General features: G+C 67.9%; 16 protein-coding genes. 11 read left to right on the forward strand and 5 right to left on the reverse strand.

Annotation, left to right across the window (positions count from 1 at the left end; translation table 11 throughout):
- Positions 1 to 9 precede the first annotated feature (9 nt).
- Complete coding sequence (locus J3A66_RS08330) at positions 10 to 2,301, reverse strand: glycoside hydrolase family 3 N-terminal domain-containing protein (RefSeq protein WP_209570445.1); 2,292 nt, start codon at positions 2,299 to 2,301, stop codon at positions 10 to 12.
- Between the two features lie 179 nt (positions 2,302 to 2,480).
- On the opposite strand from J3A66_RS08330, the gene J3A66_RS08335 reads away from it, so the two are divergent.
- From J3A66_RS08335 to J3A66_RS08365, 7 genes are all read left to right on the forward strand, one after another.
- A complete protein-coding gene (locus J3A66_RS08335) occupies positions 2,481 to 3,548 on the forward strand; it encodes a LacI family DNA-binding transcriptional regulator (RefSeq protein ID WP_209568211.1) in 1,068 nt (355 codons plus the stop codon).
- The gene (locus J3A66_RS08340; protein WP_245336733.1) at positions 3,545 to 6,610 is read left to right on the forward strand and encodes a TonB-dependent receptor; all 3,066 of its coding nucleotides are present in this window, start codon (positions 3,545 to 3,547) and stop codon (positions 6,608 to 6,610) included. Before J3A66_RS08335 ends, J3A66_RS08340 begins: the two co-directional genes overlap by 4 nt.
- Positions 6,611 to 6,679: 69 nt before the next feature.
- A complete protein-coding gene (locus tag J3A66_RS08345; protein ID WP_209568213.1) occupies positions 6,680 to 8,134 on the forward strand; it encodes a glucoamylase family protein in 1,455 nt (484 codons plus the stop codon).
- A 66-nt stretch (positions 8,135 to 8,200) separates the two neighbouring features.
- A complete protein-coding gene (locus tag J3A66_RS08350) occupies positions 8,201 to 9,100 on the forward strand; it encodes a hydrogen peroxide-inducible genes activator (protein WP_031394538.1) in 900 nt (299 codons plus the stop codon).
- A gap of 93 nt (positions 9,101 to 9,193) precedes the next feature.
- On the forward strand, positions 9,194 to 10,882 hold the full coding sequence (locus J3A66_RS08355; protein ID WP_037531815.1) for an ABC transporter transmembrane domain-containing protein: 1,689 nt from the start codon (positions 9,194 to 9,196) through the stop codon (positions 10,880 to 10,882).
- On the forward strand, positions 10,872 to 11,963 hold the full coding sequence (locus J3A66_RS08360; RefSeq protein ID WP_209568215.1) for an HlyD family efflux transporter periplasmic adaptor subunit: 1,092 nt from the start codon (positions 10,872 to 10,874) through the stop codon (positions 11,961 to 11,963). The genes J3A66_RS08355 and J3A66_RS08360 overlap by 11 nt, the downstream gene beginning before the upstream one ends.
- Positions 11,960 to 13,363: a TolC family protein gene (locus J3A66_RS08365; protein ID WP_348634018.1), complete on the forward strand. Its 1,404-nt coding sequence runs from the start codon at positions 11,960 to 11,962 to the stop codon at positions 13,361 to 13,363. Before J3A66_RS08360 ends, J3A66_RS08365 begins: the two co-directional genes overlap by 4 nt.
- A 16-nt stretch (positions 13,364 to 13,379) precedes the next feature.
- Here the strand turns inward: J3A66_RS08365 and J3A66_RS08370 are convergent, their stop codons facing one another.
- The 4 genes from J3A66_RS08370 to J3A66_RS08385 all read right to left on the reverse strand — a co-directional run bounded on the left by J3A66_RS08370 (position 13,380) and on the right by J3A66_RS08385 (position 18,677).
- On the reverse strand, positions 13,380 to 15,248 hold the full coding sequence (locus J3A66_RS08370; protein ID WP_209568217.1) for a gamma-glutamyltransferase family protein: 1,869 nt from the start codon (positions 15,246 to 15,248) through the stop codon (positions 13,380 to 13,382).
- Positions 15,249 to 15,331: 83 nt separating this feature from the next.
- Entirely contained in the window at positions 15,332 to 16,504 is a 1,173-nt protein-coding gene (locus tag J3A66_RS08375) for an MFS transporter (RefSeq protein WP_245336997.1), read from the reverse strand.
- Positions 16,505 to 16,641: 137 nt separating this feature from the next.
- The gene (locus J3A66_RS08380; protein WP_209568219.1) at positions 16,642 to 17,979 is read right to left on the reverse strand and encodes an ATP-binding protein; all 1,338 of its coding nucleotides are present in this window, start codon (positions 17,977 to 17,979) and stop codon (positions 16,642 to 16,644) included.
- A 20-nt stretch (positions 17,980 to 17,999) separates the two neighbouring features.
- Entirely contained in the window at positions 18,000 to 18,677 is a 678-nt protein-coding gene (locus J3A66_RS08385; protein WP_209568221.1) for a response regulator transcription factor, read from the reverse strand.
- Positions 18,678 to 18,826: 149 nt separating this feature from the next.
- Between J3A66_RS08385 and J3A66_RS08390 the strand changes: the two genes are divergently transcribed.
- The 4 genes from J3A66_RS08390 to J3A66_RS08405 all read left to right on the forward strand — a co-directional run bounded on the left by J3A66_RS08390 (position 18,827) and on the right by J3A66_RS08405 (position 24,517).
- A complete protein-coding gene (locus J3A66_RS08390; RefSeq protein WP_209568223.1) occupies positions 18,827 to 20,122 on the forward strand; it encodes a glycosyltransferase family 1 protein in 1,296 nt (431 codons plus the stop codon).
- Between the two features lie 68 nt (positions 20,123 to 20,190).
- A complete protein-coding gene (locus J3A66_RS08395; protein ID WP_209568225.1) occupies positions 20,191 to 21,123 on the forward strand; it encodes a lysylphosphatidylglycerol synthase domain-containing protein in 933 nt (310 codons plus the stop codon).
- Between the two features lie 28 nt (positions 21,124 to 21,151).
- Positions 21,152 to 21,976 (forward strand): hypothetical protein, encoded by an 825-nt coding sequence (locus J3A66_RS08400; protein WP_245336734.1) that lies wholly within the window; start codon positions 21,152 to 21,154, stop codon positions 21,974 to 21,976.
- An 87-nt stretch (positions 21,977 to 22,063) separates the two neighbouring features.
- Positions 22,064 to 24,517: a prolyl oligopeptidase family serine peptidase gene (locus tag J3A66_RS08405; protein WP_209568226.1), complete on the forward strand. Its 2,454-nt coding sequence runs from the start codon at positions 22,064 to 22,066 to the stop codon at positions 24,515 to 24,517.
- Positions 24,518 to 24,533 lie beyond the last annotated feature (16 nt).

Consider the following 24,533-nt stretch of genomic DNA (forward strand, 5'->3'; position numbering starts at 1 on the left):
CGATGATCGTCAGACGAGCTGGAACTCCCCGGATACACCCTCCGCCTGTGCGGACGGCGCGATCCACAGGTGGAAGCGGCCCGGCTCGACCGTCGGCACGAGATCCTGGCCGATGAAGAGCAGGTCGTCACGACGCAGCGTGAACGACACGACCTGCCGCTCGCCCGGCTTCAGCGCGACGCGGCGAAACGCTTTGAGTTCGCGCACCGGACGCGTCACGCTGGCCGCCAGATCGCGGATATAGAGCTGCACGACCTCTTCGGCGGCGCGCGTGCCGCTATTGCCGATCGTCGCGCGCACCGTCAGCGCGCCATCGGTCGACAGACGCGCAGTGCCGAGATCGAGCGACTCATAGTCGATTGCGCCATAGGTCAGGCCATGACCGAACGAGAACAGCGCGGCATTGGCGAATTCGCGGTAGCGCGCCTTGTATTCGAGCAACGGGCCCGGCGGGTTGGGCCGCCCGGTGTTCTTGTGGTCGTAATGATAGGGCTCCTGCCCCGTGGCATGCGGAAAGGAAACGGGCAGCCGCGCCGACGGGCCGGTCTTGCCGAACACGATGTCGGCGATCGCCGGCCCGTCCTGCGACCCCAGAAACCAGGTGACCAGGATCGCCGGCGCCTTGAGCACCGCGTCGCTGAGCACCAGTGCACGGCCGGTCCGCAGCAGCACGACGATCGGCGTGCCGGTCGCGGCCACCGCCTCGGCCAGTGCCATCTGCGCCGCGGGGATCACGATCGACGCCCGCGACTGCGCCTCGCCCGACATGCGCTGACTCTCGCCGACCGCCAGCAGGACGACATCGGCCGCGCGTGCGGCGGCGACCGCCGCGGCAATCCCGCCGGGGAGCGGATCGTCGATCCCCGACCCCGGCGTCACGCTAACCTGCGCCGGATCGGCCACTGCGGCCCGGATACCGGTCGCCAGATCGACTGCTTCGGCGTCGGTGCCGTACACGTTCCACGGACCGATCAGATCGTGCTGCCCGGCCGCGAACGGGCCGATCAGCGCGATCCGCCGTCCCTGTCGCGGCAGCGGCAGCAATGCGCCCTCATTCTTCAGCAGGACGATCGACCGCGCCCCCGCATCGCGCGCCAGCGCCAGCGTCTCGCGCGTCCGGATCCGCGTCTTCTCGCGACGCGGGTCGATCCGCCGGAACGGATCGTCGAACAGTCCGAGCGCGACCTTGAGCGCGAGGACGCGGCGGACCGCCTGGTCGAGCCGCGCCATCGGCACCTCGCCCGCCGCGACGAGCGCCGGCAGATGCGCCAGGTAAAACCCGCTTTGCATGCTCATGTCGACGCCGGCCATGAAGGCGAGCTTGGTCGCTTCGCGCGCATCCGTCGCAAAACCGTGCGCGATCAATTCCTCGTCGCCGGTATAGTCGGACACGACCAGCCCGCCAAAGCCCCATTCGCGGCGCAGGATCTGCGTCAGCAGCCACGCATTCGCGGTCGCCGGGACGCCCGAAATTTCGTTGAACGCCGCCATCGTCGTCGCAGCGCCGGCGTCGAAGGCCGACTGGAACGGCGGAAAATACACCTCGCGGAGCGTACGTTCCGAAACGTCCACCGTGTTGTAGTCGAGCCCGGCTTCGCCCGCGCCATAGGCGGCGAAATGCTTGGCGCACGCCGCGACCGCGTCCGACGCCGCCAGTCCCCGCTCGCCCTGGAACCCGCGGACCCGCGCGGCCGCCATCATCCGGCCGAGCAGGACATCCTCGCCCGCCCCCTCAACACCACGGCCCCAGCGCGCGTCGCGCGCGACATCGACCATCGGCGCGAACGTCCAGTCGATCCCCGATGCCGCCGCCTCGGCCCCCGCGGCCCGGGCGGTACGCCGTGCAAGTTCGGGATCGAAGCTTGCCGCCTCTGCCAGCGGGACCGGAAACACGGTCCGCAGCCCGTGGATCACGTCGGCGGCGAACAGCAGCGGGATCTTCAATCGCGACTGGCGCATCGCAGCGGTCTGCATCCGCTGCGCCATCACCGCGCCATTGCCGTTGAACACCCCGCCCAGTCGCCCGGCGCGGACCTGCGCGAGCTGTTCGTCGAAACTCGACGACCCGCCCGCGGGGTTGAGCGCGGTCGCCGCCCCCCCCGCCCAGGCCGCCGCCATCAGCGTCAACTGCCCGGCCTTCTCGACGACGGTCATGCGCGCAAGCACGGCTTCGACCGATGCGGGCAGGGCACGCGGCTGTGCCGTCTGCTGCAGCAGCGCGCGCGCGGGGTTCGCCGCCCAGGCGGTCACCGCCCCGGCCCCCATGATCATCGCCCGTCGTGAAATCGTCCGTTGTGCCATCGTCGCCGCCGTCATCCGCTAACCCTTTGTCCGTGCCTGTTTCGACCGCCCGGCTCCACCGGGCTGATGATCGTTGCAAGGTTCTTGATCCCCGTTTGTGGATCATGTAACCGGTTACATCAAGAACAACATTTCCAGCCGCGAACGACGGCCGACGCCAGAGGGGATCCTGACCAGCCATGTCGCACGCCACGATCCGTGATATTGCCCGCGAGGCGGCGGTGTCGGTGGCGACCGTGTCGCGCGCGATGAACGGGCTCGCCAGCGTCCGCCCCGAATTGCGCAAGCATATCGAGGAGGTCGCGACGCGGCTCGGCTATGTCCCGCATGCCGCGGCGCGACACCTGAGCTCGGCCCGCTCTGGCATGATCGGCGTGGTGATCCCCGATCTCCACGGCGAATTCTTCTCCGAACTGCTCCGCGGTATGGACCGCGAGGCGTCGGAGCGCGGGCTGTACCTGATGCTGATGAGGATGCACGGCGACGCGGCGCGCGGTGTGGCGGCGCTGAACGCGATGCGCGGTCGGGTCGACGGGCTGCTGGTGATGGCCCCTCAGGTCGCGGCGGACGAGCTGCTCGCGCACCTGCCGCGCGACATGCCCGCGGTGCTGCTGAACTGTGCGCCGGGACAGCCCGGCCGCGCCGAACTGCGCATCGACAACGCCGCCGGTGCCGCCGCGATCGTCGAGCATCTGATCGCGACCGGCCGCCGCCGGCTGGTCCATATCACCGGCCCCGAGGGGAATATCGATGCGGAGGAACGGTGTCGCGGCGCGCGCGACGCCTGCGCGCGTGCGGGCGTCACGCTGCGCATCCTGCAAGGGGACTTCAACGAACCCTCGGGCATCGCCGCCGCCGCGACCCTTCTCGACGAGGGGTGCGACGCGGATGCGATCTTCGCCGCGAACGACATGATGGCGATCGGCGCGATGATGACGCTGAAACGGGCCGGGATTGCCGTTCCGGAGCAGATTGCGATCGCCGGTTTCGACGACATCCCGCTCGCCCGGCTCATCACGCCGTCGCTGACCACCGCAAGCATCGACATCGCGGCCTTCGGTGCGCGCGGCGTCGCACGGCTGGCAGGCGCGATTGCCGGGCAGGACCATGGCCTGCCCGAGCAGCGCGTCCCGGTCGTCGTCATACGGGAATCGACCGGCCAGCCCGACCCGGCACGACCCAACGCATTTCTATCCACAATCCACAACGAGACACCCGATCAATCGGGAACAGGGGAACGACCATGACCAAGATGATGTTGCGTGCGGCAGCGCTTTCGCTGACGGCGCTGTCCGGCGGGGTGCTGTTCGCCCCAGCGCCGGCAGCCGCCCAGGTCGGCCAGGCGTCGTTACGCGGCACGATCACCGCGCCGGCGGACAATCCGGTCGTCGAGGTCACCGCGGTCGAGGTCGCGACCGGCCTGCGTCGCACGGTGCCCGCCGACGCCGCTGGCGGCTACAACTTCGCGTCGCTGCGCGCAGGCACCTATCGCCTCGAGATCAAGCAGCGCACCGGTACGCGCAATTCCGACAGCTTCACGCTGCGCGTCGGGCAGAGCGCCGGGCTTGACCTCGACCTGTCGAGCGCCGCGACGCCCCCCGCCGCTCAGCCGACAACGCCCGGTGCCGAGCCTGATCCGACGGCGGACACCGGGGCGACCCCGGCTGCCGGCGGCACGGGCGACGAGATCGTCGTCACCGGCAACCGGATCCGCTCGCTGTCTGGCGGCCAGGTCGGCAGCAACATCACGCAGCGCCTGATCGAGCAACTGCCCCAGAACAACCGCAACTTCCTCGCCTTCGCCGATCTTGCGCCGGGCGTTCGCTTCATCGAGGACGCCAGCGGCGCGTCGCGCATCCAGGGCGGCGGCCAGGACAGCCGCACCGTCAACGTCTTCGTCGATGGCGTCAGCCAGAAGGATTACGTCCTCAAGAACGGCATCACCGGCCAGGATTCGTCGCCCGGCAATCCCTTCCCGCAGCTCGGCATCGGCGAATATCAGGTGCTGTCGTCCAACTACAAGGCGGAGTTCGACCAGGTCAGCTCGGTCGCGATCACCGCGGTGACCAAGTCGGGCACGAACGAATTCCACGGCGAGGGCTTCTTCGACTACACCAACCAGAAGCTGCGCGACCGTCGCCCGAGCGAGATTTTCCCGACCACGATTCCGAAGGTGGACACGAGCAACAAGCAGTTCGGCGCGGCCCTGGGCGGCCCGATCATTAAGGACAAGGCGCACTTCTTCTTCACCTATGAAGGCAAGCGCATCACCAGTCCGTACGACGTGCGACCCGAGAACGGCTATCCGGTCGCGTCGATCCCCGAACAATATCGGGACGATTTCGGCACCTTCGCGCAGCGCTTCAAGGAAGACCTGTACTTCGGCAAGATCGATATCGTGCCGACGGACAATGATCTGATCGAGCTGTCGGGCAAGTATCGCAACGAATCCGGGCTGCAGAACGCGACGGGCATCAACGCCGCGAGCACGTCGACGCTGAACAAGGTCGTCGACAAGCGCGGCCTGCTGCGCTGGCAGCATACGGGCAATACGTGGATCAACGACGCGCGCGTCTCGTATGAGGATGTGGTCTTCTCGCCGACGCCCGCGACCGGCGGCATCACGCAGTTCTTCCAGGCGACGCAGCGGATCGGCAGCGGCACGCAGCGCACCGACCTGCTGCGCGCCGGTGCCGGCGGCAACTTCCAGACCAAGGGGCAGAAGGGCTGGACCGTCCAGGACGATTTCACCTTCACCGGCCTTCAGGGGCACACGATCAAGGTCGGCGCCAAGGCGAAATGGGTGAAGCTCAACACGCGCGAGCAGAACCTGACCAACCCGCAATATACCTATGACGTCAACGCAATCCCCGGCGTCGCCTTCAACGACACGCTGCCCTACCAGCTCCAGTTCGGCGCCGCCGTCGCGGCGGGCAATCCCAACGTCCGATCGAACAATTTCCAGATCGGTTTCTATGCGCAAGATGATTGGGACGTCACCGATCACCTGACGCTCAATCTTGGCCTTCGCTGGGATTATGAGCGGACGCCAGCCTATCTCGATTATGCCACCTCGGCAGAGAATGTCGCTGCGGTGTCACCCGCCAATTACGGCAACCTGATTGGCGCCGACTACGACATCAACGACTATATCTCGACCGGCAACAACCGGAAGGCGTTCAAGGGTGCGTGGCAACCGCGTCTGGGCTTTACCTACCGCTTCGACGAAGCCGGACGCTTCTCGATGTTCGGGGGCTATGGCCGCTCCTATGATCGCAACCAGTTCGACTTCCTCCAGCAGGAGGTCAGCCAGGGCGCGTATCAGGTCCGCACGTTCAACTTCATCAGCAATGATTCACTCAACCCCTGCGTACCGAGCCAGACCTGTATCGCATGGGATCCGGTCTACCTTACCGAGGCCGGACGTCAGCAGCTGGCAACCTCGGCGAGCGGCGGCGGCCGCGCGATCGTCATGATGAACAACGACCTGAAGCTGCCCTATTCGGACCAGTTCAGCCTTGGCCTGCGCGGCCGCTTCTCGCCGGTCGAACTCGAGCTCGGCTTCACGCATATCGAGAGCAATGACGGGTTCGCGTTCCTGCTCGGCAACCGTCGCCCCGACGGAAGCTTCTTCTTCAACGATCCGGCCAACCCGACCGACGTGCCGCAGTCGCCGTTCTCCTTCTCGCCGAACGGCTTCGGGTCGATCATTCTCGGCACCAATGGCCTGAAGACCAATTCCGATGCCGTCTATTTCAAGCTGACCAAGACCTATTCGGCGGCCTCGCCGTGGAGCATCGACGCGACCTACACCTACACGCAGGCCGACGAGAACCGGCAGTTCGGCGAAACCTATTCGCTCGATTTCGCCCAGCTCTCCGATTATCCGACCTTGCGCTCGTCGGGCGTGCCGCGTCACCGGTTCGTCATCGCGGGCAGCGTCGATACGCCGATAGGCGTGACGATCTCGACCAAGTTCCAGATCGAATCGCCGATCTATCTCAAGGCGTTCATCGACAATTCGGATCCGTTCTCGCGAACGCTGGTCGGGCGCGAAGCGGATGGCCTTGGCGATCTCTGGGGTCGTCGACAGCTCGATTTCGCGTTCACGAAATATGTCCCGCTCGGCTTCATCTCCGATCAGACCAGGATCCGCATGCGGCTCGATATCCTGAACGTGATGAACGACCGCAATTACGTCGATTTTAATAACAGCCCGCTCGATCCGAATTACGGTCGGCGGTCGACCTACAGCACGGGCGGCAACGCACCGCGCACGGTCAAATTGTCGGCGGGTTTCTCCTTCTGACCTGCCCCCGGGGGACGTGGCCCAGCCACGCCCCCGCTTTTTTTTTGAAGACCAGACCCGAAGGACATCATGATCGATCGCAGGCAGATGCTGGGCCACAGCACGCTCGGCCTGGCGGGACTCATAGCCGGCTGCGCCGTGCCGTTCCGCCCCAGTGCTCCCCTCCCCAGCGCGCCCCTACCCCGCCCCGGGACCATCGCCACGCCGATGCCGAGCGCGTTGCTCGCGGACCTCCATCACCGCAGCTTCCGCTATTTCTGGGACACGACCGATCCCGTCACGGGTCTTGCACCCGATCGTTGGCCGACACCGTCCTTCGCGTCGATCGCCGCGGTCGGCTTCGCGCTGACCGCCTATCCGATCGGAGTCGAGAATGGCTGGATCACGCGCGACCAGGCGCGCGCGCGGACCCTGGCCACGCTCGAATTCTTCGCGGCCGCCCCGCAGGGCGACAGCCGTAGCGACGATAGCGGCTTCAAGGGCCTGTTCTACCATTTCCTCGGCCGGACAAAGGGTCACCGCTTCGCACGCGCCGAACTGTCGACGATCGACACGGCGCTGCTGATCGGCGGCGTGCTGTTCGCACAGAGCTGGTTCGATACCGAGCATCCGGGCGACGTCCGGATCCGTGCGCTGGCGGACCAGCTCTATGCTGCGATCGACTGGACCTGGATCACCCCGCGTGCACCGTTCATGGCGATGGGCTGGCATCCCGAAAGCGGCTTCATCCCGCATGACTGGAACATCTACAACGAAGGCCTGCTGCTCTATATCCTCGCGCTCGGCTCGCCGACGCACGCGCTGCCGGCAGAGAGCTGGGATGCGTGGACGAGCCGGTTCGACGCGCAGTGGGGCGACCGCTGGGGCGGCGAGCCGCACGTCCAGTTTCCCGCACTGTTCATCCATCAGTACAGCCATTGCTGGATCGACTTCCGCGGCATTCGCGACCGCTACATGACGGCGAAGGGCATCGATTATTTCGAGAACAGCCGCCGCGCGGTCCGCGCGCAGCGCGCCTATGCGATCGCCAACCCCGAAGGCTGGGTAGGCTATGGCCCCGACGTCTGGGGGCTGACCGCGTGTGACGGCCCCGGCGATTTCGCCATCGACATCGGTGGCCGCCGCCGCGAATTCTTCAGCTATGCAGCCCGCGGCGTCGGCGACCGGGACGACGGGACGCTGGCCCCGACCGCGGCAGCGGCATCGATCGCGTTCGAACCCGAATTGTCGCGCCGCGCGATCGAGACGATGCACGCCCGCTACGGCGCCCGCATCTACGGCAAATACGGCTTTCTCGATTCGTTCAACCCGACGCTGACGGCCACGTCGGTGCCGCTCAAGCATGGCAGCGTCGATCCCGCTTCAGGGTGGGTGGACGACGATTATCTGGGCATCGACCAGGGTGCGATCGTGGTCATGATGGAGAATTGGCGCACCGGCCTCGTCTGGACGACCATGGGCCGCAATCCGCATATCCGCCGCGGGTTGCAGCGCGCCGGGTTTACCGGAGGCTGGCTGACCTGATCGCCGCACCGGGCGATGACGCGATAACAGGTGCGCAAGGCAGGCTCGGGCGCGATAGGATGACGCATGCATCGCCCCAGGACCACCATCCGCCAGCTCAGCTATTTCGTCGCGCTTGCCGAAAACGGCAGCTTCACGCGCGCGGCCGAACGGATGGGCGTGTCGCAGCCGTCGCTCTCGCAACAGATCCGCGCGCTCGAGACGATTCTCGGCGCGCCATTGTTCGAACGCGGCGGCCCTGCGATCCCGACGCCGCTCGGCCGCGAGCTCCTCGAGCGCGCGCGTCGGATCCTGTTCGACCTTGCGGACCTGGAGGAGGTGCGCGTCGCTTCGGCGGACGCGTTGGTCGGGACGATCCGGCTGGGCGTATCGCCGACGCTCGGCGCCTATCTGCTACCGACCTTCGTCGCGCGTCTGCACCGTGACCATCCGACGCTGCGCATCCATGTCCGCGAAGGCCTGCCCTCCGCGCTGACCGCGGGACTCGCGGCGGGTGACCACGACCTGATCCTCGCACAGCTGCCGGTCGCCGGGCGCGGATTCCACACCGAGCGTCTGTTCCGTGAGGCGCTGTATCTGGCGATGGCGGCGGACCATCCGCTGGCCCCCAAGGCTGGAATCGAGATGGCCGATCTGCGCGGCCAGAACCTGCTGACGCTCGTCGCGGACTATCGCCTCGCGCAACAGGTCGCCGCGATCGCCGGCGAAGTCGGCGCGGTCGTGCTCAACGATTACGAGGGCACCAGTCTCGACGCGATCCGGCAGATGGCCGGGATGGGCATGGGGCTGGCATTGCTGCCCGAGCTCTATGTCCGCCAGGAAGTGCGCGACGGTGGCGACGTCATCGTGCGGCCGTTCAGCCATGGCCGACAATATCGCGAGATCGGACTGCTGTGGCGCATCGGCGCAGGCCGTGCCCCCGCCTATCACCTGATCGCCGACCTGTTGCGCGCGGTTGGCCCATAGGTTTATCCTATCGATGATATAGCCGCCCCGTAGTTGTATCAATAACACTGTGCGGCAATTCTGATTGCGGGCTCGAGCAGTTGGATGACGCAGGTGGCAGGCAAACGAATCGGATGGCGTGAAGCGCGCGGCTGGCTGGGTGAGATCGTTGCACCCGATACGCCCTATCTCCGCCTCGCAATGGTGTACGGCGTCGCGATCAGCCTGTTGTCGCTCGCCACGCCGATCTCGGTGCAGCTGCTGATCAACAGCGTCGCCAACACCGCGCTGCCCGCACCGTTATGGACGCTGGCCGGGCTGTTGCTCGTGCTGCTGCTGTTCGTGGCCGGGCTCAGCGCGATGCGCTTCTGGGTCATGGCGCTGTTCGAACGGCGCTTCTTCGCGCGCGTCGTCGCCGAAATCACCGAACGCGCCGTCCACGCGCAGAACCCCTTCTTCGCCGATCAGAATCGCGGCGACCTGTTCAACCGATATTTCGATCTCGTCGTGGTGCAGAAGGCGGTGCCGAGCCTGGTGATCGGGGCGTTCACGATCATCCTCCAGTCCGCGGTCGGACTGGTCGTGACGAGTTTCTACCACCCCTTCTTCCTCGCGTTCAACGCGCTGCTGATCCTGCTGGTGCTCGCGATCTGGACGATCTGGTCGCGCGGATCGATCCGCTCCGCGGTCGCGCTCAGTCACGCCAAGCATGAGGCCGCCCGCTGGCTGGAAAGCCTGGGTGGATCGAACGGCTTCTACAAATCGAGCCGCCATCTCGATTTCGCGATGGATCGGTCCGAAGCCGTCACTGCAACCTATGTCGACCGGCACGAACGTTATTTCCGCTACAGCTTCGCGCAGACCGTGGCCTTCCTGCTGCTCTATGCCTTTGCCAGCGCGGCGCTGCTTGCGCTTGGCGGCAATCTGATCCTGCGCGGCGAATTGTCGATCGGACAGCTCGTCGCGGCCGAACTGATCCTCAGCGGCGTGTTCTACGGTGTGTCGCAGCTCGGCTGGTATCTCGACACGCTCTACGACCTGATCGCGAGCGCTGAGGAATTGTCGCTGCTGTTCGCGATACCGCAGGAACAGGCGGCCGCCACCGCGGGACAGGCGCCCGCCGATGGCGCCGTCCGGCTCGAAGCCGTCGAAGTGGAGGGTGCGCGCTTCGACTTCTCGCTGGCGGCGGGCGAACAGCTCGTCACGCTGGCGGATGGCGGGGCCGAACGGCTGCTGGCGATGGTGCTCAAGCGCCACATCGTGCCCGAGCGCGGGCTGGTCACGGTCGGTGGCGCCGACATGGCGACGTTCGACATGTATCTGTTGCGATCCGCGGTGATGGTGCTCGACCGGCCGACGATCGTCGAGGTCACGATCCGCGAATATCTGTCGCTTGCCGCGGCGGCTGGATCGGACCCGGGCGGGATGCTCGAAGTCCTCGACGCCGTGGGCCTGCGCGAACGGGTCGCGCAGTTCCCGCACGGGCTCGACACCCCGCTTGCCGCGTCGGGTTATCCGCTGGCGATCGGCGAGGTCGTCGCACTCAAGCTCGCCAGCGCGCTGCTCGTGCGACCACGCGTGCTGATGCTCTCGCAGCTGTGCGACCTGATTCCCGCGGAGCGGCTGGCGGACGTGCTGCGCCGGTTGAAGGCGGCCGGGACGACCACCTTGCTGTGTACCGGCCGGCCCGAGGACATCGTCCTCGATGGCTGGTTCCGCCTCGAACCGCATCGCCAGCGACGCTTCGCCACCCATGCCGCGCTGATCGCCGACGCGCATACGGAGTCGAACGATGCCGTATAGTCCCGATCGCATCGCACATTTCCCGACACTGGCGAAGATGCGGGCACCGCGCAGCGCGGTGACGGTCGCGTGGCTGCTGTTTATCGGCATCGCGGTCGCGATCGCGATCATGGCGCTGGTCCCCTGGGTTCAGACCGCCAATGGCACCGGCCAGGTCGTCGCGCTCGATCCCGACGATCGCCAGCAGCAGGTGACGGCGTTCGTGCCGGGCCGCGTCGAACGTTGGTACGTGCATGACGGGCAGCATGTCGAACGCGGCGATCCGATCGCGCGCGTCGTCGATCTCGATCCCGATCTGCTGTCGCGTCTGCGCGCCGAACGGGCGCAGGTCGAGGCGGAGATCGCCGCGGTCCAGCAAAGCCGCGCGGTCGCCGGCATCGACGTGTCGCGTACTGCGCAGCTCTTCGCCGAGGGGCTGGCCGCGCGGCGCGACTATGAGCAGACCCAGATCAAGGTCGCCGATGCGGGCGCCAAGCTGGCCGAGGCGCGCGCCAAGCTCAACCGGATCGACATCCAGCTCAACCGCCAGTCCGCGCAGATGGTCCGCGCGCCCCGCGACGGTCGCGTCCAGCAGCTCAACGCCACGACCGGTGGATCGATGGTGTCGCCCGGCACGGTGCTCGCGGTTATCGCCCCCGAGCGCGTCGAGCGTGCGGTCGAACTGTTCGTCGACGGTCGCGACGTGCCCGTGCTGCGTCCCGGCCGCCCGGTCCGCCTCGAATTCGAGGGCTGGCCCGCGATCCAGTTCAGCGGCTGGCCATCGGTCGCACAGGGCATGTTCGACGGCCGCGTCCGCACGATCGATCCCAATGCCGCGCCAGACGGGCTGTTCCGCATCCTGGTCGAGCCCCAGCCCAGCAAACCCGCCTGGCCCGCGCGCGAATTCGTCCGCCCCGGCGGCAAGGTGCGCGGCTGGGTACAAGGCGAGACGGTGCTGGTCGGCTATGAACTCTGGCGCCAGCTTAACGACTTTCCGCTCGAATTCGGCCGGCGTCCGGCCGCGGCAGCCTATGGCGCAGCAAAGGGCGAGGCCAAGGGCATGGACGCGAAGGCCTCCGACGAGGAGGGCGGCAAGAAGTGACCCGGTTCTTCGCCGCACTGCTGATGCTGCTGTCCCCGGTGGCAGCGATCGCGCAGGCCGCCCCACTGACACTCGACGAGGTGCTAGGTGCCTCCGCGCGGTCCGCCCCGCAGATCGTCGAGGCACTCGCGCGCGTCCGCCAAGCGGAGGGGCGATCGCTGTCGGCGGACGGCGCGTTCGACACGGTGTTCGACGTCGACGGCAAGTCGCGCGTCGCGGGCTATTATGACGGCACGGTGGTCGAGAGCCGAGTGACCCGGCCGCTGACGACCAATGGCGGCTATGTCTATGGCGGCTACCGCGCGTCGCGAGGCACTTTTCCGGTCTATGAGGATCAGGCCTATACCAACCGGCTGGGCGAGGCGAAGGTCGGCGCGCTGTTCGCCTTGCTGCGCGACCGCGTGGTCGACGAACGCCGGACGCGGCGCAGCGTCGCCGGCGCGGACATCGACGTCGCGCGGTTCGAAGCCCAGATGGTCGCGATCGGCGTCCAGCGCCGCGCGGTCGACGCCTATCAGGCCTGGGTCGCCGCAGGGTTGCGACTGCGTGCCTATCGCGACCTCCTCGATCTGGCGGAACGGCGGCGCGGCGCGATCGGGCGGCTGGTGACGCTGGGTGCACGACCCGAGATCCTGTTGACCGAAAACGACCAGAACCTTGTCCGCCGGCGCGCGCTCGTCGTGCGCGCCGAACAGGATATCGCCACCGCCGCCAACACGCTGTCGCTCTATCTGCGCGACGATGCGGGAGCACCGCTGCTCGTATCATCCGATCGGCTGCCCGCGGACACGAGCGCGCTTGCCGGCGTCGCACCGACTGGATCAAGCGCGGCAGCGATCGCGCGGCCGGATTACAGGGCGATCCTGACCCGGATCGACCAGTCGACCGCGCGGCTGATGCTGGCGGAAAACGATCTGTCGCCCCGGCTCGACCTGCGCGGCGAAGTCGGCAAGGATGTCGGCCCGGTCGGTCTGGGCGGACCGAACCGCACGCCGCTCGAAGCGGCGGTCGGCTTCCGCTTCAGCGTCCCGCTTCAGAATCGCGCCGCCAAGGGGCGCGTGGCCGAAGCCCGCGCCGAGATCGACGCACTGGCACAGCGCAGTCGCTTCCTGCGCGACCAGATCGCGATCGAGGTCGAGGGAATCGTCATCGCGGTCGGCGCGACCGAACGGCTCGCCGGGATCGCGGAGGAGGAACGCAGCCTGGCCGACCGGCTCGCGGTCGCCGAACGCCGCCGCTTCGAGCTGGGATCGGGCGACTTCTTCCTGGTCAACCAGCGCGAGGAGACCGCGACCGATGCGCGCGTCCGCCTGATCGACGCGCAGGCCCGCATCGCCTCCGCGCGCGCCGAACTCGCCGCCGCGACGGCCGACCGTGTCGCACTGGGGCTGGACCGCTAGGCCAGCCCCGCCCTGCTCAATAGGCGAGCGCGCACCCATCGGCGCGCATCTCGCTCGCCGCGGCATAGACGCGGGTGTCGCCGTCCATCCGGTGCTCGACGCATTCGTAGCGCCCGAAGCCGCCATCGGGATCGCCGATCGTCCAGCCCATGTCGGCCAGCCGCTTGCGCGTCGCGACCGGCACCCCGGTCTCGAGGCGAAGCAGCCCAGTGGGCCCGAGCCCTGGCGAATCCTCGCCCATCGATTGCGACGATCCCTCGTGATGCCAGCGCGGCGAATCCCCTGCCGACTGGATCTCGAGCCCGTAGTCGACGCGGTTGACGATGATCTGCGTCTGCCCCTGCGGCTGCATGTCGCCGCCCATCACCCCGAAGCTCATCCACGGCGCGCCCTTGCGCGTCGCGAAGCCCGGGATGATCGTCTGGAACGGCCGCTTGCCCGGCGCATAGATGTTGGGGTGACCGTCCTTCAGGCTGAACAGCTGCCCGCGATCCTGGAACATGAAGCCGAGGCCATCCGCGACGAGGCCCGATCCCATCCCGCGGAAGTTGGACTGGATCATCGACACCATCATGCCGTCCTTGTCCGCGCAGCTGAAATAGGTGGTGTCGCCGTGGCTTGGCGCCTGCCCCGGATAGACCGGGGTCAGCAATCGGTCGGGGCGGATCAGTTTGGCGCGCTGTGCGGCATAGTCCTTGGAGATCAGCCACTCGACGGGTACCTTGGCGAAGTGCGGATCGGCATAGTATCGCGCGCGATCCTCATAGGCGAGGCGCTTGGCCTCGGCCTGTAAGTGAATCGACAGCGCCGACTGGAAGCCTGCGCCCTTCAGGTCGAACCGTTCGAGGATGTTGAGCATCTGGAGCGTCGCCAGCCCCTGCGTGTTCGCGCCAAGCGCATGGACGGTCGTGCCGCGATAGTCCGTCGTGCTGGGCGCGATCCATTCCGAATGGTGCGCGGCGAGGTCCGCCGCCGACAGCCACCCGCCGATCCGCTTGAAGTAGCGCTCGATTGTCTGCGCGATGTCGCCCTCATAGAACGCATCGCGTCCACCGCTTGCGATCGCGCGATAGGTGCGTGCGAGGTCGGGATTGCGGAACACGCCCCCTGCCGCCGGTCCCTTGCCGTCCGCCAGCCCATAGGTGCGCAGCGCATTGGCGGACTCCTCCAGCCCGTTCCCCGGACGGCGGAACGCGGTGAGGCTGCGGCGGATATAATAAGCGATGATGTCGGGGACCGGCGCGCCCGCTTCGGCCAGCGCGATCGCGGGCTGGAACAAGTCCGCCCAGGGCAGCTTCCCGTAGCGCTGGTGCATCGTCCACCACGCGTCGACCGTCCCCGGCACCGACACGCTGAGCGCACCGAGCGGCGGCAAGGCGCCGTTCTTGACGCGCGACCGCACCGTTTCCAGGCTCAGGCCGCGCGGCGATGCGCCCGACCCCGCGAGGCCGACCACCGCCTTGGCCTTGGGATCCCAGATCATCGCATAGGCATCCCCGCCGATCCCGCTCGACGTCGGCTCGAGGAAGCCGAGGCACGCGTTGATCGCGATCGCCGCATCGACCGCCGACCCACCCGACCGCAGGATGTCGATCCCCGCCTGCGTCGCGAGCGGGTGCGCGGTCCCCGCCGCGCCGTTGAGGCCATAGACCGCGGTGCGCGACGCGAAGCTCGCGCCGATCGGCCGGTCGCCGGCATGGACGTCGGGGCGCAGGAAGCGCTCCTCGCCAGGCGCCCAGAATGTAGGATTGGTATCCGTCGCGGGCGCTGCCCCCTGACCCGGGCCGGGCGCGGGGTCGGTGCTGGCTGTACCGCGTTGCGCAGAAGCGAGTGTCGGAAGCATCGCAGCGGCCGGCAGCGATGCGATGAAGGTGCGACGATGCATTGGCGAACTCCCAGAACTTGGCAAGGTTGTTGCCCGCAGGGGCGATCGGCGCAAGTGGCTGAAATCGGCGGTGCCTCGACGGATCAGCGCTGGCGTCTGGCCGCGACGATCTGAAGCAGCACCGCCGCGGCGGACAAGGCTGCGCCCAGACCCGTGACCGCGACCCAGCCGTCCGTGCGCCATGCCCAGGTCGCGCCGGCAGATCCCGCCGCGCCGCCGAGGAACATCGCCCCCATGAAGATCGTGTTGAGCCGGGCGCGGGCCTCGGGCCGCAGCGCGTAAACGACATGCTGGTTGGAGACGAGCGCGCTCTGCACGCCGAAATCAAGAAGGATCACGCCGACCACCAGCCCGGCAATCGAACTCCAAAGCGCAAAGACCGACCAGCTTGCCAGCGTCAGCACGGCCCCGAGCAGGATCACCAGCCTTGGGCCACGGCGGTCGGCGATCCGCCCGGCGACCGGCGCGGCAAGCACGCCGACCGCGCCGACCACCCCGAACAGACCCGCAATATCGGCCCCCAGACCGAAGCGCGGACTTTGCAGATGGAGTGCGAGCATCGTCCAGAACACGCTGAACGCGCCGAACAGCAGCGCCTGCGTGATGGCCGCCTTGCGCAGCGCGCCGAACTCCCGCCAGAGACCGCCGAGCGACCGCAACAGCCCTGCATAACCGAGATCCGCGGTCGGGACGCTGCGCGGCAGCCGCATCGCCATCACCACCCCCGCGCCGAGCGCCATCGGCACGCCCAGCCAGAACATCGCCCGCCATCCGGCATGCGTCGCGACGAAACCCGCCAGCGTCCGGCTGAGCAGGATGCCGCACAACAGCCCCGCCATGACCGTCCCGACCGTTGCACCGCGTCGTTCCGGGCTTGCGAGATGCGCGGCGAACGGCACGACCTGCTGCGCGACGGTCGACAATATTCCGACGAGCAGCGACGCGGCGATCAGCATCGCCGCGCTCGGTGCGATCGCCGCGAGGATCAGGGCCGCGGCCAGCCCCAGGAACTGCACGACGATCAGACGCCGGCGTTCGACCAGGTCGCCGAGCGGCACCAGCAAGAACAGCCCCGCGGCATAGCCAAGCTGCGTCGCGGTCGGCACCAGGCTGGTCGCGGCCCCGGGCAGGTCGCGCTCGATGATCCCCAGCATGGGCTGGTTGTAATAGATATTGGCGACGGCAACGCCGGCCGCCGCGGCCATCACGAACGTCAGCCCCCGACCGAGATGGTGTCCGCCCGACGGGCCTGGCATCGACGCATCCGTCTCCAAGGGGCCACGGTCCTGCGCAATACTCGTCATACCAAACTCCTCTGCGACCGCGTGCCCGCTATGTGGACCATGGTGCAATGCCCGATAAGAGCGCGTCAGTGGCGAAGATGGGCTCGCGATCAGCGGCGCATCAATGCGGTGCGGAAGGTAATCGCGAACCGGGTCCGCCCCGGCCGCGACGCGAGCACCACCCGCGTCGCGTGCGCCTCCGCAACCTGCGCGACGATCGCCAGCCCCAGCCCGCTGCTGGCGGATGCGGCACGATCGCGTTTCCAGAAACGGCGAAAGATCGACGGCTGATCCGCCTCGGGGATGCCGGGGCCGTCGTCGCAGACCGCCAGCGTGCCGTCTGTCCCGATCGTCACGTCGATCCGACGGCCAGGCCCGCTATGCTTGACCGCATTCTCGATCAGGCAGCCCAGCGCCTTGGCGATCCAGGCCGCATGGCCCGCGACCATCACGCTGTCCGCCGCCGTCGACAGCGCGATCGACTTGCCTTGGCGGATCGCCAGCGGTGCGATCGAAGCCACGCCGTCGGTCGCGATCGCGACGAGATCGACCGATGCCGCGGTATCCAGCGCGACGGTTTCCAGCTCGGCGATCTCCAGCACCTGCTCGACGATGCGGCCGAGCGTGTCGAGATCGCTGCGCAGCGTCGCTCGCAACGTAGCATCTTCGACCTCCTCGACACGAAGCCTGGCCACCGCGATCGGCGTGCGCAGCTCGTGCGCCGCATCGGCGATGAAGTCGCGCTGCATGCGGTAGCTCGACGTCAGACGCTCCAGCAGCGCATTGACCGCGCGCGCGAGCGGACGCACCTCGGCCGGAAGCCGGTCGTCATGCAGACGCAGATCGAGCGGCAGCGCATCGTCCGTCCGCAGCGATGCGGAGGCTCGCCGTACCGGCGCGACCGCACGCCGGATGATCAGCACGTCGATCGCCAGCAGCAGCAGCAGGACCGGCGTCACGATCGCCAGGCCGTAGAGCAGGAACTGCGCGAGCAGGTCGTCGAGAATATAGTCCGGGTGGGTCAGATTCTGCAGGACAACGATCCAGACGCGCGCGCTCCCGACGCGCGCCGGGCTGCTGGCGCCGGCATAGAAGGCATGCCGCGACTGCCGGCGGAAGAAGCGCTCCTCGTCGCTTAGCGGGATGGCCGCGAGCGGCACCATGATCGGCGAGTCCGAACGGAACAGGACCGCACCACGCGGATCGACGATGCGGAATGCAAAGCCCGCCCCCGGCGCGAACACCGCGGCGCTGGTCCCGTCCTGGGTCAGGTGCAACCGGCCTGTCGGGTCCTGCGACAGCGCCTGGCGCAGGGCCTGGGTATGGACGTGGACCGTCTGATGCTGGATCCGCGCCGCCGTCGTGTCGAGAAACAGATAGACCCCGCCGGCCACCGCGACGGCGGTGATCAGCACCGCGATCGCGTGCCAGCGCAGGATCTGCGCCATCAATGATCGTGGCGGCCGCGTCACGCGTCCCGCTCCAGCAGCATGTAACCGACCCCTCGGACTGTGACGATATCCGCGGTCGCCTGCGACTCCGCCAGGCGACGCCGCAGCCGGTGGACGTAGACCTCGACCGCATTCGACCCGAGATCGTCGGCCAGTCCGAACAGCAATTGTTCGAGATGCTGCTTGGTCACCACCCGGCTCGTGCGGCGGATCAGCCCGGCGAGCACCTCCAGTTCGCGCGCGGACAAAACGGTCGGCCGGCCGGCAACGGAGACCTCGCGCGTTGCCGGATCGAACCGGACATTGCCGCAATCGATCGTCCGGTCGACGATCGTGCCGCTGCGCCGGAGCAGCGCCTGGATGCGGGCGAGCAGTTCCTCGGGCGCGAACGGTTTGGCGAGATAGTCGTCGGCCCCCGCCTCGAGCCCGGTCACGCGGTGTGCGACGCTTGCCCGCGCGGTCAGCGCGATGACCGGCGTGGGATCGTCGCGTTCACGCAATTCGCGCACGACCGACAGGCCATCGCCGTCCGGCAGCCCGAGATCGAGGATGACCGCGGCATAGCGCGTATAGGACAGGATCAGCCGTGCATCGGCGGCGGTCGGGGTCGCGTCCGCGGCATAGCCCGCCTCGCCGAGCAGCCGGATCAGCATCGTGACCAGATCGGCATGATCCTCGACGATCAGGATCCGCATCGACGCTCCCCGGTCGGGCTGCCCGGATCGCACCGCCCGCGCCCATCGCCGCCTGTAAGGCTGGCGTAAGCCGGACGGGATAGGCCGACCGATCCTCGATCCCGATCGATGTCGCGCGATGCGCCGTCAGCAAAAATCAGAGTGTCTCCATGTCCGATATCCTTGGCCCGTTCGAACGGCTTGCAGCGACCCGCGCCGCGGTGTCCCGCGTCCGTGCGGGGCCCGACCAGCCGCGCCGGGTCGCCCTGTTCTCGGGCAACTACAACTATCTGCGCGACGGCGCCAACCAGGCGCTCAACCGCCTTGTTGGGTATCTCGAGCGCGACGGCGTCGACGTCCGGGTCTATTCACCGACATCGCCCCGCCCCGCCTTTGACCCCACGGGCACATTGGTGTCGGTCCCGTCGGTCCGGATTCCGGGTCGCGGCGAGTATCGGCTGGGGCTCGGATTGCCCGCGGCGGTCCGGCGCGATGTCGAACGCTTCCGCCCCGACATCGTCCACCTGTCCGCCCCCGACTGGACCGGCGTTGCCGCGCAGCGGCTGGCGCGGACGATGGGCGTCCCGGTCGTCGCCAGCTTGCACACGCGGTTCGAGACCTATGCGCAATTCTATGGTGCGGGATTGATCCGGCCAATGATGGAACGGCATCTCGACCGGTTCTACACCGGCAGCGACGCGATCCTCGTGCCCACCCCTCCCATCGCCGCCGAGTTTTCCGCCAAGGGGCTTGGCGAGCGGACACGTCTCTGGGGTCGCGGGGTCGATCGCGACGCCTTCTCCCCGCGCCATCGCGACCTGGCCTGGCGCCGGCACATGGGCATCGCCGACACCGACATCGTCCTGCTCTTCTTCGGCCGGCTGGTCCGCGAGAAGGGACCGGCGCTGTTCGCCGACATCGTCGACGCGGTTCGCACGGGTAGCGGAGATATGTGCGGATCATCCGCCACGATCCGGGCGGTGGTCGTCGGCGACGGGCCCGAGCGACGCTGGCTCGCGAAGCGACTGCCCGACGCGATCCTCCTCGGCAGCCTCTCGGGCGACAGGCTGGCCCGCGCGGTCGCCAGCGCGGATATCTTCGTCAATCCGAGCATTACCGAAGCCTTTGGCAACGTAACGTTGGAAGCGATGGCATCGGGATTGCCGAGCGTGTGCGTCGACATCCCCAGCGGACGCAACCTGCTGCGCAAGGAAACGGGCATGTTCTTCGCCGCGAACGATCTCGATGCGGCGGTTGCCGCGGTTCGCCGTCTTGCGCTGTTCTCGGATCTGCGCGCGTCGATGGGCCGGGCCGCACGTGCGGCAAGCGCGGCCTATGACTGGGACACCGCGTCGGCGATGGTCCTCGACGCCTATCGTGCGCTGTCGGGCACGGACACGGCGTCGGCAACCGCCGATCCGGGTGCCGCGCCGGCACTCCGGCGGAACCGGTCGGCCGCGGGCTGAGCGTCGTGACAGAACAGTGCAGCGCCCGAACGCCGTCAGGGTGGCGACGTCGCCTGTCATCGTCGTCGGTGCGAACGGCAGCCGCCGCCGCCGCGATGCTCGCCGTCGTCGCGATCGCCCTGTCGGCGCTCGCAAGCCTGCTCGACGGGGTCGACTGGACCGACATCCGCGACGCGCTGACGCGGATCGGCTGGGTCCGGCTGCTGCTCGCGGCCGGGATCACCGCAACCAGCTACGGCGTGCTGACCGGCTATGACGTGATCGCGCTGCGGGTCATCGGGCGACGGGTTGCCTATCCCCGTGCGGCGCTTGCCTCGTTCACCAGCTATGTTTTCAGTCACAATTTCGGGTTCGCGCTGCTGACCGGCGGAACCGCACGGTTGCGGATCTACCGGCCCGCAGGGCTGACGATCGGCGAAGTCGGTCATGTCATGGTGCTGACCGGCCTGACCTTCTGGTCCGGGGTGCTCCTGCTGCTGGGGATCGGGCTTGTCGCCAGTCCCGACAAGCTGGCGATTGCCGGCATTGCGATGTCCTACCCGGTCCACGCCGCGATCGGCACGGCGAGCCTTGCCCTGCTGGGCGTAGTGCTGATCCTGCTCCACCGGCGTGGCGGTCGGATGATCGTCGCATTCGGCCGCTCGATCCCCGTGCCTCGCACGCGGCAGGCGCTGATCCAGATGATGCTGGCGAGCATCGACCTCGTCCTTGCGGCGCTGGTGCTGGTCGTCCTGCTGCCCGGCGCGTCGCTTGCCCTGCTTCCCGGCCTGTTGCTCGGGTACCTGGTGGCGATCACGACGGGATTGATCACCCATGCCCCGGGCGGCGTGGGCGTGTTCGAAGCGGTGATGCTGGCAAGCCTCCCCGAGATCGACCGCGCGACGCTGTTCGCGGCCTTGCTCGCCTATCGGATGGTCTATTTCCTGATCCCGCTCGCCATCGGGATGGTGCTGTTCGCGCTTCATGAAGTCGACCTGCGGGCCCGCGTAAGGTCGGCGTAAGTCGGCGCGGCGATGAGCGCATGTCCTCATGCTCTATCCACCGGAACCCGTCACCATGATCATCCGCGCGCGGCCCTGCGCCCACTTCTCCCTCGCAGCGTTCTGCGCCCCCGCCCTCCTTGCCGCCAGCACCGGCGCTGCCGCGCAGACGCGATCGGCAGAGGCCCAGCCGGTGCCGGGCGCGACCGCGATCGCGGGGGCGACGTCCGCGGCGATCCCCGCCATCCCCGAACCGATGATCTTCGACATGGTCCGGCCACTCGGCGCGCGGCGGGGCGAGCTCGAGACCAACACGCTCGCCCAGGTCAATCTCAGCGGACCGTCGCGCCATGTCGAATGGGCGCCCGAGGTCGAATACGCAGTCGCCGACGGCTTTGCAGTCGAACTCGAGCTGCCGTTCACCGATGGCCGGCTGACCGATCTCAAAATGGGGCTGCAGGGGACGTTCGGCACGTTTCGCGGCGGACGCAGCATCCACGGCGTCCAGTATCTCGGGCTTCACAATCGCCGCGACGGGGGGTGGTCGAGCAGCCTGGTCTATCTGCTCGGCAACCGCTTCGGCGAACGGTTGAGCACGATGACGATGATCGGCGCGGGCGACGTGACGCTTAGGAGCACGAAGGGCACCGGGCTGATCGTCAATCACTCGACATTCTGGGATGTCGATGACGGCACCGTGCTCGGGTTCGAGGTAAACCGGCAGACGGGGGCGAGCGGCCATTGGCTCTTGATGCCACAGCTGCACCGCGCGATCGGGCGGAAGGTCTCGGCGCAGATCGGTGCGGGCGCCGAACGGGCCGTGTCGGGTCCATTCCGACCGCGCGTCGGCCTGCGCATCATCCGCGAATTCTGAGGTGCCAGCTGCCATGCAGGCCGGGCCCGCTGGTGCCGGCACGCCCGACATGCCACACCCCTGACATATCAGAACAAGGGGTTATGAATGCGCGCCAGTGCCTGTTTGATCGCTCTCCTCCTCGTCACGACCAGCGCGGTCGTCTCCGGCGCCAGCGCGCAGACGCCGGGCACGCCCTATCACCGCGCGCCCGATGCGATCGCACGGGCGCTGGAGACACCCCCGACCCCAGGCGTCTCGGTCAGCCCCGACCACCGGACGCTCGCGATTCTCGGTCGCGAGAATCTTCCGTCGATCGCCAATCTGTCCAAACCGATCCTGCGTCTTGGTGGCTATCGCATCGATCCCGCGACCAATGGCCAGGCCGAGGTCCGCGTGCAGTGGCTGAACGCGCTGCAGTTCAAGGATCTGGCGAGCGGCAAGACCATTAATGTCGCGCTGCCGGCCGGACTGCGCTTTGCCGCACCCGACTGGTCGCCCGACGGCACCCGCCTCGCATTCTACGCGCAGCAGCCCGACGGTCTCTCGCTGTGGATCGCCGAGCGTGACGGCAGTGCGCGCATGGTGGCCAAGGGCGTGAACGGGACGTTCGGCACGCCGTTCACCTGGATGCCCGACAGCACGGCGCTGATCGCCTACACCGTCCCCGCGAACCGCGGCCCCGCGCCCGTCGCCGGCGACACGCCGACGGGCCCCGTCGTCCAGGAAAGCGCGGGCCGATCGTCGGCGGCGCGAACCTATGAAGATTTGCTCGGCGATGCGCAGGACGAGGCCCTGTTCGATCATTATTTCACGGGCCAGCTCGTCCGGATCGCGCTGTCGGGCGCCACCCGGCCGATCGGCGCACCCGGGCTCATCACCGAGTTCAGCGTCTCGCCCGACGGCCGGTATCTGCTGACCGAACGGCTCAAGCGGCCCTATTCCTATCTGCTGCCCGCGCGCTATTTCCCGACCGAGATCGCCGTCGCGACGATCGATGGCCAGCCGGTCCGGACGCTGGTCGATCGCCCGCTCGCCGACGATCTTCCGGTCGACTTCGACGCCGCCGTCAAGGGTCCGCGCGAGGCGATGTGGCGATCCGACGCCCCTGCCACGCTCGTCTGGGCCGAGGCGCTCGACGGCGGCAATCCGCGTGCGAAGGTCGCCTTCCACGACGTGGTCAAGATGCAGGCGGCACCGTTCGAAGCGGCGCCGGTCGATCTGGCGATGACCCCGGCGCGCTATGCGACGACCTTCTGGGGCGATGACGGCTTCGCGCTGGTCGTCGATCGCGAATGGCGGTCGCGGACCGAACACCGGCTCGCGGTCGCACCGGCGCGACCGGGCCAGCCGCGCACGCTGCTGACCCGCAATTATCAGGACCAATATGGCGACCCGGGTCGGCCGGTCGTCGAATCGAACGCCGCGGGCAAACCGGTGATGCGCTTCACCCCGGACCATAAGGCCGTCTACGTCACCGGCGACGGTGCGACCAAGGCGGGCGCCTTCCCCTTCCTTGCGACGCTGCCGCTTACAAGCGGCGAACAGACGCGGCTATGGTCCGCCAAGCCGCCTTTTTACGAAACCGTCGTCGCGATGCTCGACGATACCGGGCAGCGCATCCTCACGCGCCGCGAAAGCGCAAAGCTCGCCCCCAATTACGTCGTGCGCAGCGTCAAGGGCGGCAGCGCCAAGCCGGTCACCGCGTTCGCCGATCCTGCCCCGGTGTTTGCCGGCGTGACGCAGCGCACGATCACCTATCCCCGCGCCGACGGGCTTGCGCTGTCGGGGTCGCTCTACCTGCCCGCGGGCTATGATGCGAAGCGCGACGGGCCGCTGCCGACCTTGCTCTGGGCATACCCCGCCGAATTCACCGATGCGAAGGTCGCCGGGCAGACCGTCGACCAGGGCAATCGCTTCGTGCGCCCGCGCGGCATCAGCCATCTGTTCCTGCTGACCCAGGGCTATGCGATCCTCGACAATCCGGCGATGCCGATCATCGGCGAAGGCGGCACGGAGGCGAACGACACCTACGTCAAGCAACTCCAGCAAGATGCGCAGGCGGCGGTCGATGCCGTCGTTAAGCTCGGGGTCGCCGACCGGACCCGCATGGCGGTCGGCGGGCACAGCTATGGCGCGTTCATGACCGCCAATCTGCTTGCGCATACCGATCTCTTCCGCGCAGGCATCGCCCGGTCGGGCGCGTATAACCGCACGCTGACGCCGTTCGGATTCCAGGCCGAACAGCGGACCTATTGGCAGGCGACGCCGACCTATACCGAGATGAGCCCGTTCACCTATGCCGACCGGATCAAGGCGCCGATCCTGCTGATCCACGGCGGCGCGGACGACAATAGCGGCACCTTCCCGATCCAGTCCGAACGCATGTACGCTGCGCTCAAGGGCAATGGTGCGACCGTGCGCTACGTCGTCCTGCCGAACGAGCCGCACGGCTATCGCGCGCTCGAGTCCACCGAAGAGACGCTGTGGCAGATGACGGACTGGCTGGACCGCTACGTGAAGCCGAAGCCGGCGCCGGAGACGGCGGAGCACCGGCCATGACCGGCCGTTGCTCCTT

Origin of the sequence: Sphingomonas sp. PvP018, from assembly GCF_017876865.1 — a bacterium.
GTDB classification, from domain to species: Bacteria; Pseudomonadota; Alphaproteobacteria; order Sphingomonadales; family Sphingomonadaceae; genus Sphingomonas; species Sphingomonas aerolata.

Coding starts and splice junctions, on each gene's coding strand:
- J3A66_RS08335 (WP_209568211.1), top strand. CDS start 2,481: ATGTCGCACGCCACGATCCGTGATATTGCCCGCGAGGCGGCGGTGTCG.
- J3A66_RS08385 (WP_209568221.1), bottom strand. CDS start 18,677: ATGCGGATCCTGATCGTCGAGGATCATGCCGATCTGGTCACGATGCTG.
- J3A66_RS08380 (WP_209568219.1), bottom strand. CDS start 17,979: ATGGCGCAGATCCTGCGCTGGCACGCGATCGCGGTGCTGATCACCGCC.
- J3A66_RS08400 (WP_245336734.1), top strand. CDS start 21,152: ATGCTCTATCCACCGGAACCCGTCACCATGATCATCCGCGCGCGGCCC.
- J3A66_RS08340 (WP_245336733.1), top strand. CDS start 3,545: ATGACCAAGATGATGTTGCGTGCGGCAGCGCTTTCGCTGACGGCGCTG.
- J3A66_RS08405 (WP_209568226.1), top strand. CDS start 22,064: ATGCGCGCCAGTGCCTGTTTGATCGCTCTCCTCCTCGTCACGACCAGC.
- J3A66_RS08360 (WP_209568215.1), top strand. CDS start 10,872: ATGCCGTATAGTCCCGATCGCATCGCACATTTCCCGACACTGGCGAAG.
- J3A66_RS08390 (WP_209568223.1), top strand. CDS start 18,827: ATGTCCGATATCCTTGGCCCGTTCGAACGGCTTGCAGCGACCCGCGCC.
- J3A66_RS08370 (WP_209568217.1), bottom strand. CDS start 15,248: ATGCATCGTCGCACCTTCATCGCATCGCTGCCGGCCGCTGCGATGCTT.
- J3A66_RS08330 (WP_209570445.1), bottom strand. CDS start 2,301: ATGGCACAACGGACGATTTCACGACGGGCGATGATCATGGGGGCCGGG.
- J3A66_RS08350 (WP_031394538.1), top strand. CDS start 8,201: ATGCATCGCCCCAGGACCACCATCCGCCAGCTCAGCTATTTCGTCGCG.
- J3A66_RS08375 (WP_245336997.1), bottom strand. CDS start 16,504: ATGCCAGGCCCGTCGGGCGGACACCATCTCGGTCGGGGGCTGACGTTC.
- J3A66_RS08345 (WP_209568213.1), top strand. CDS start 6,680: ATGATCGATCGCAGGCAGATGCTGGGCCACAGCACGCTCGGCCTGGCG.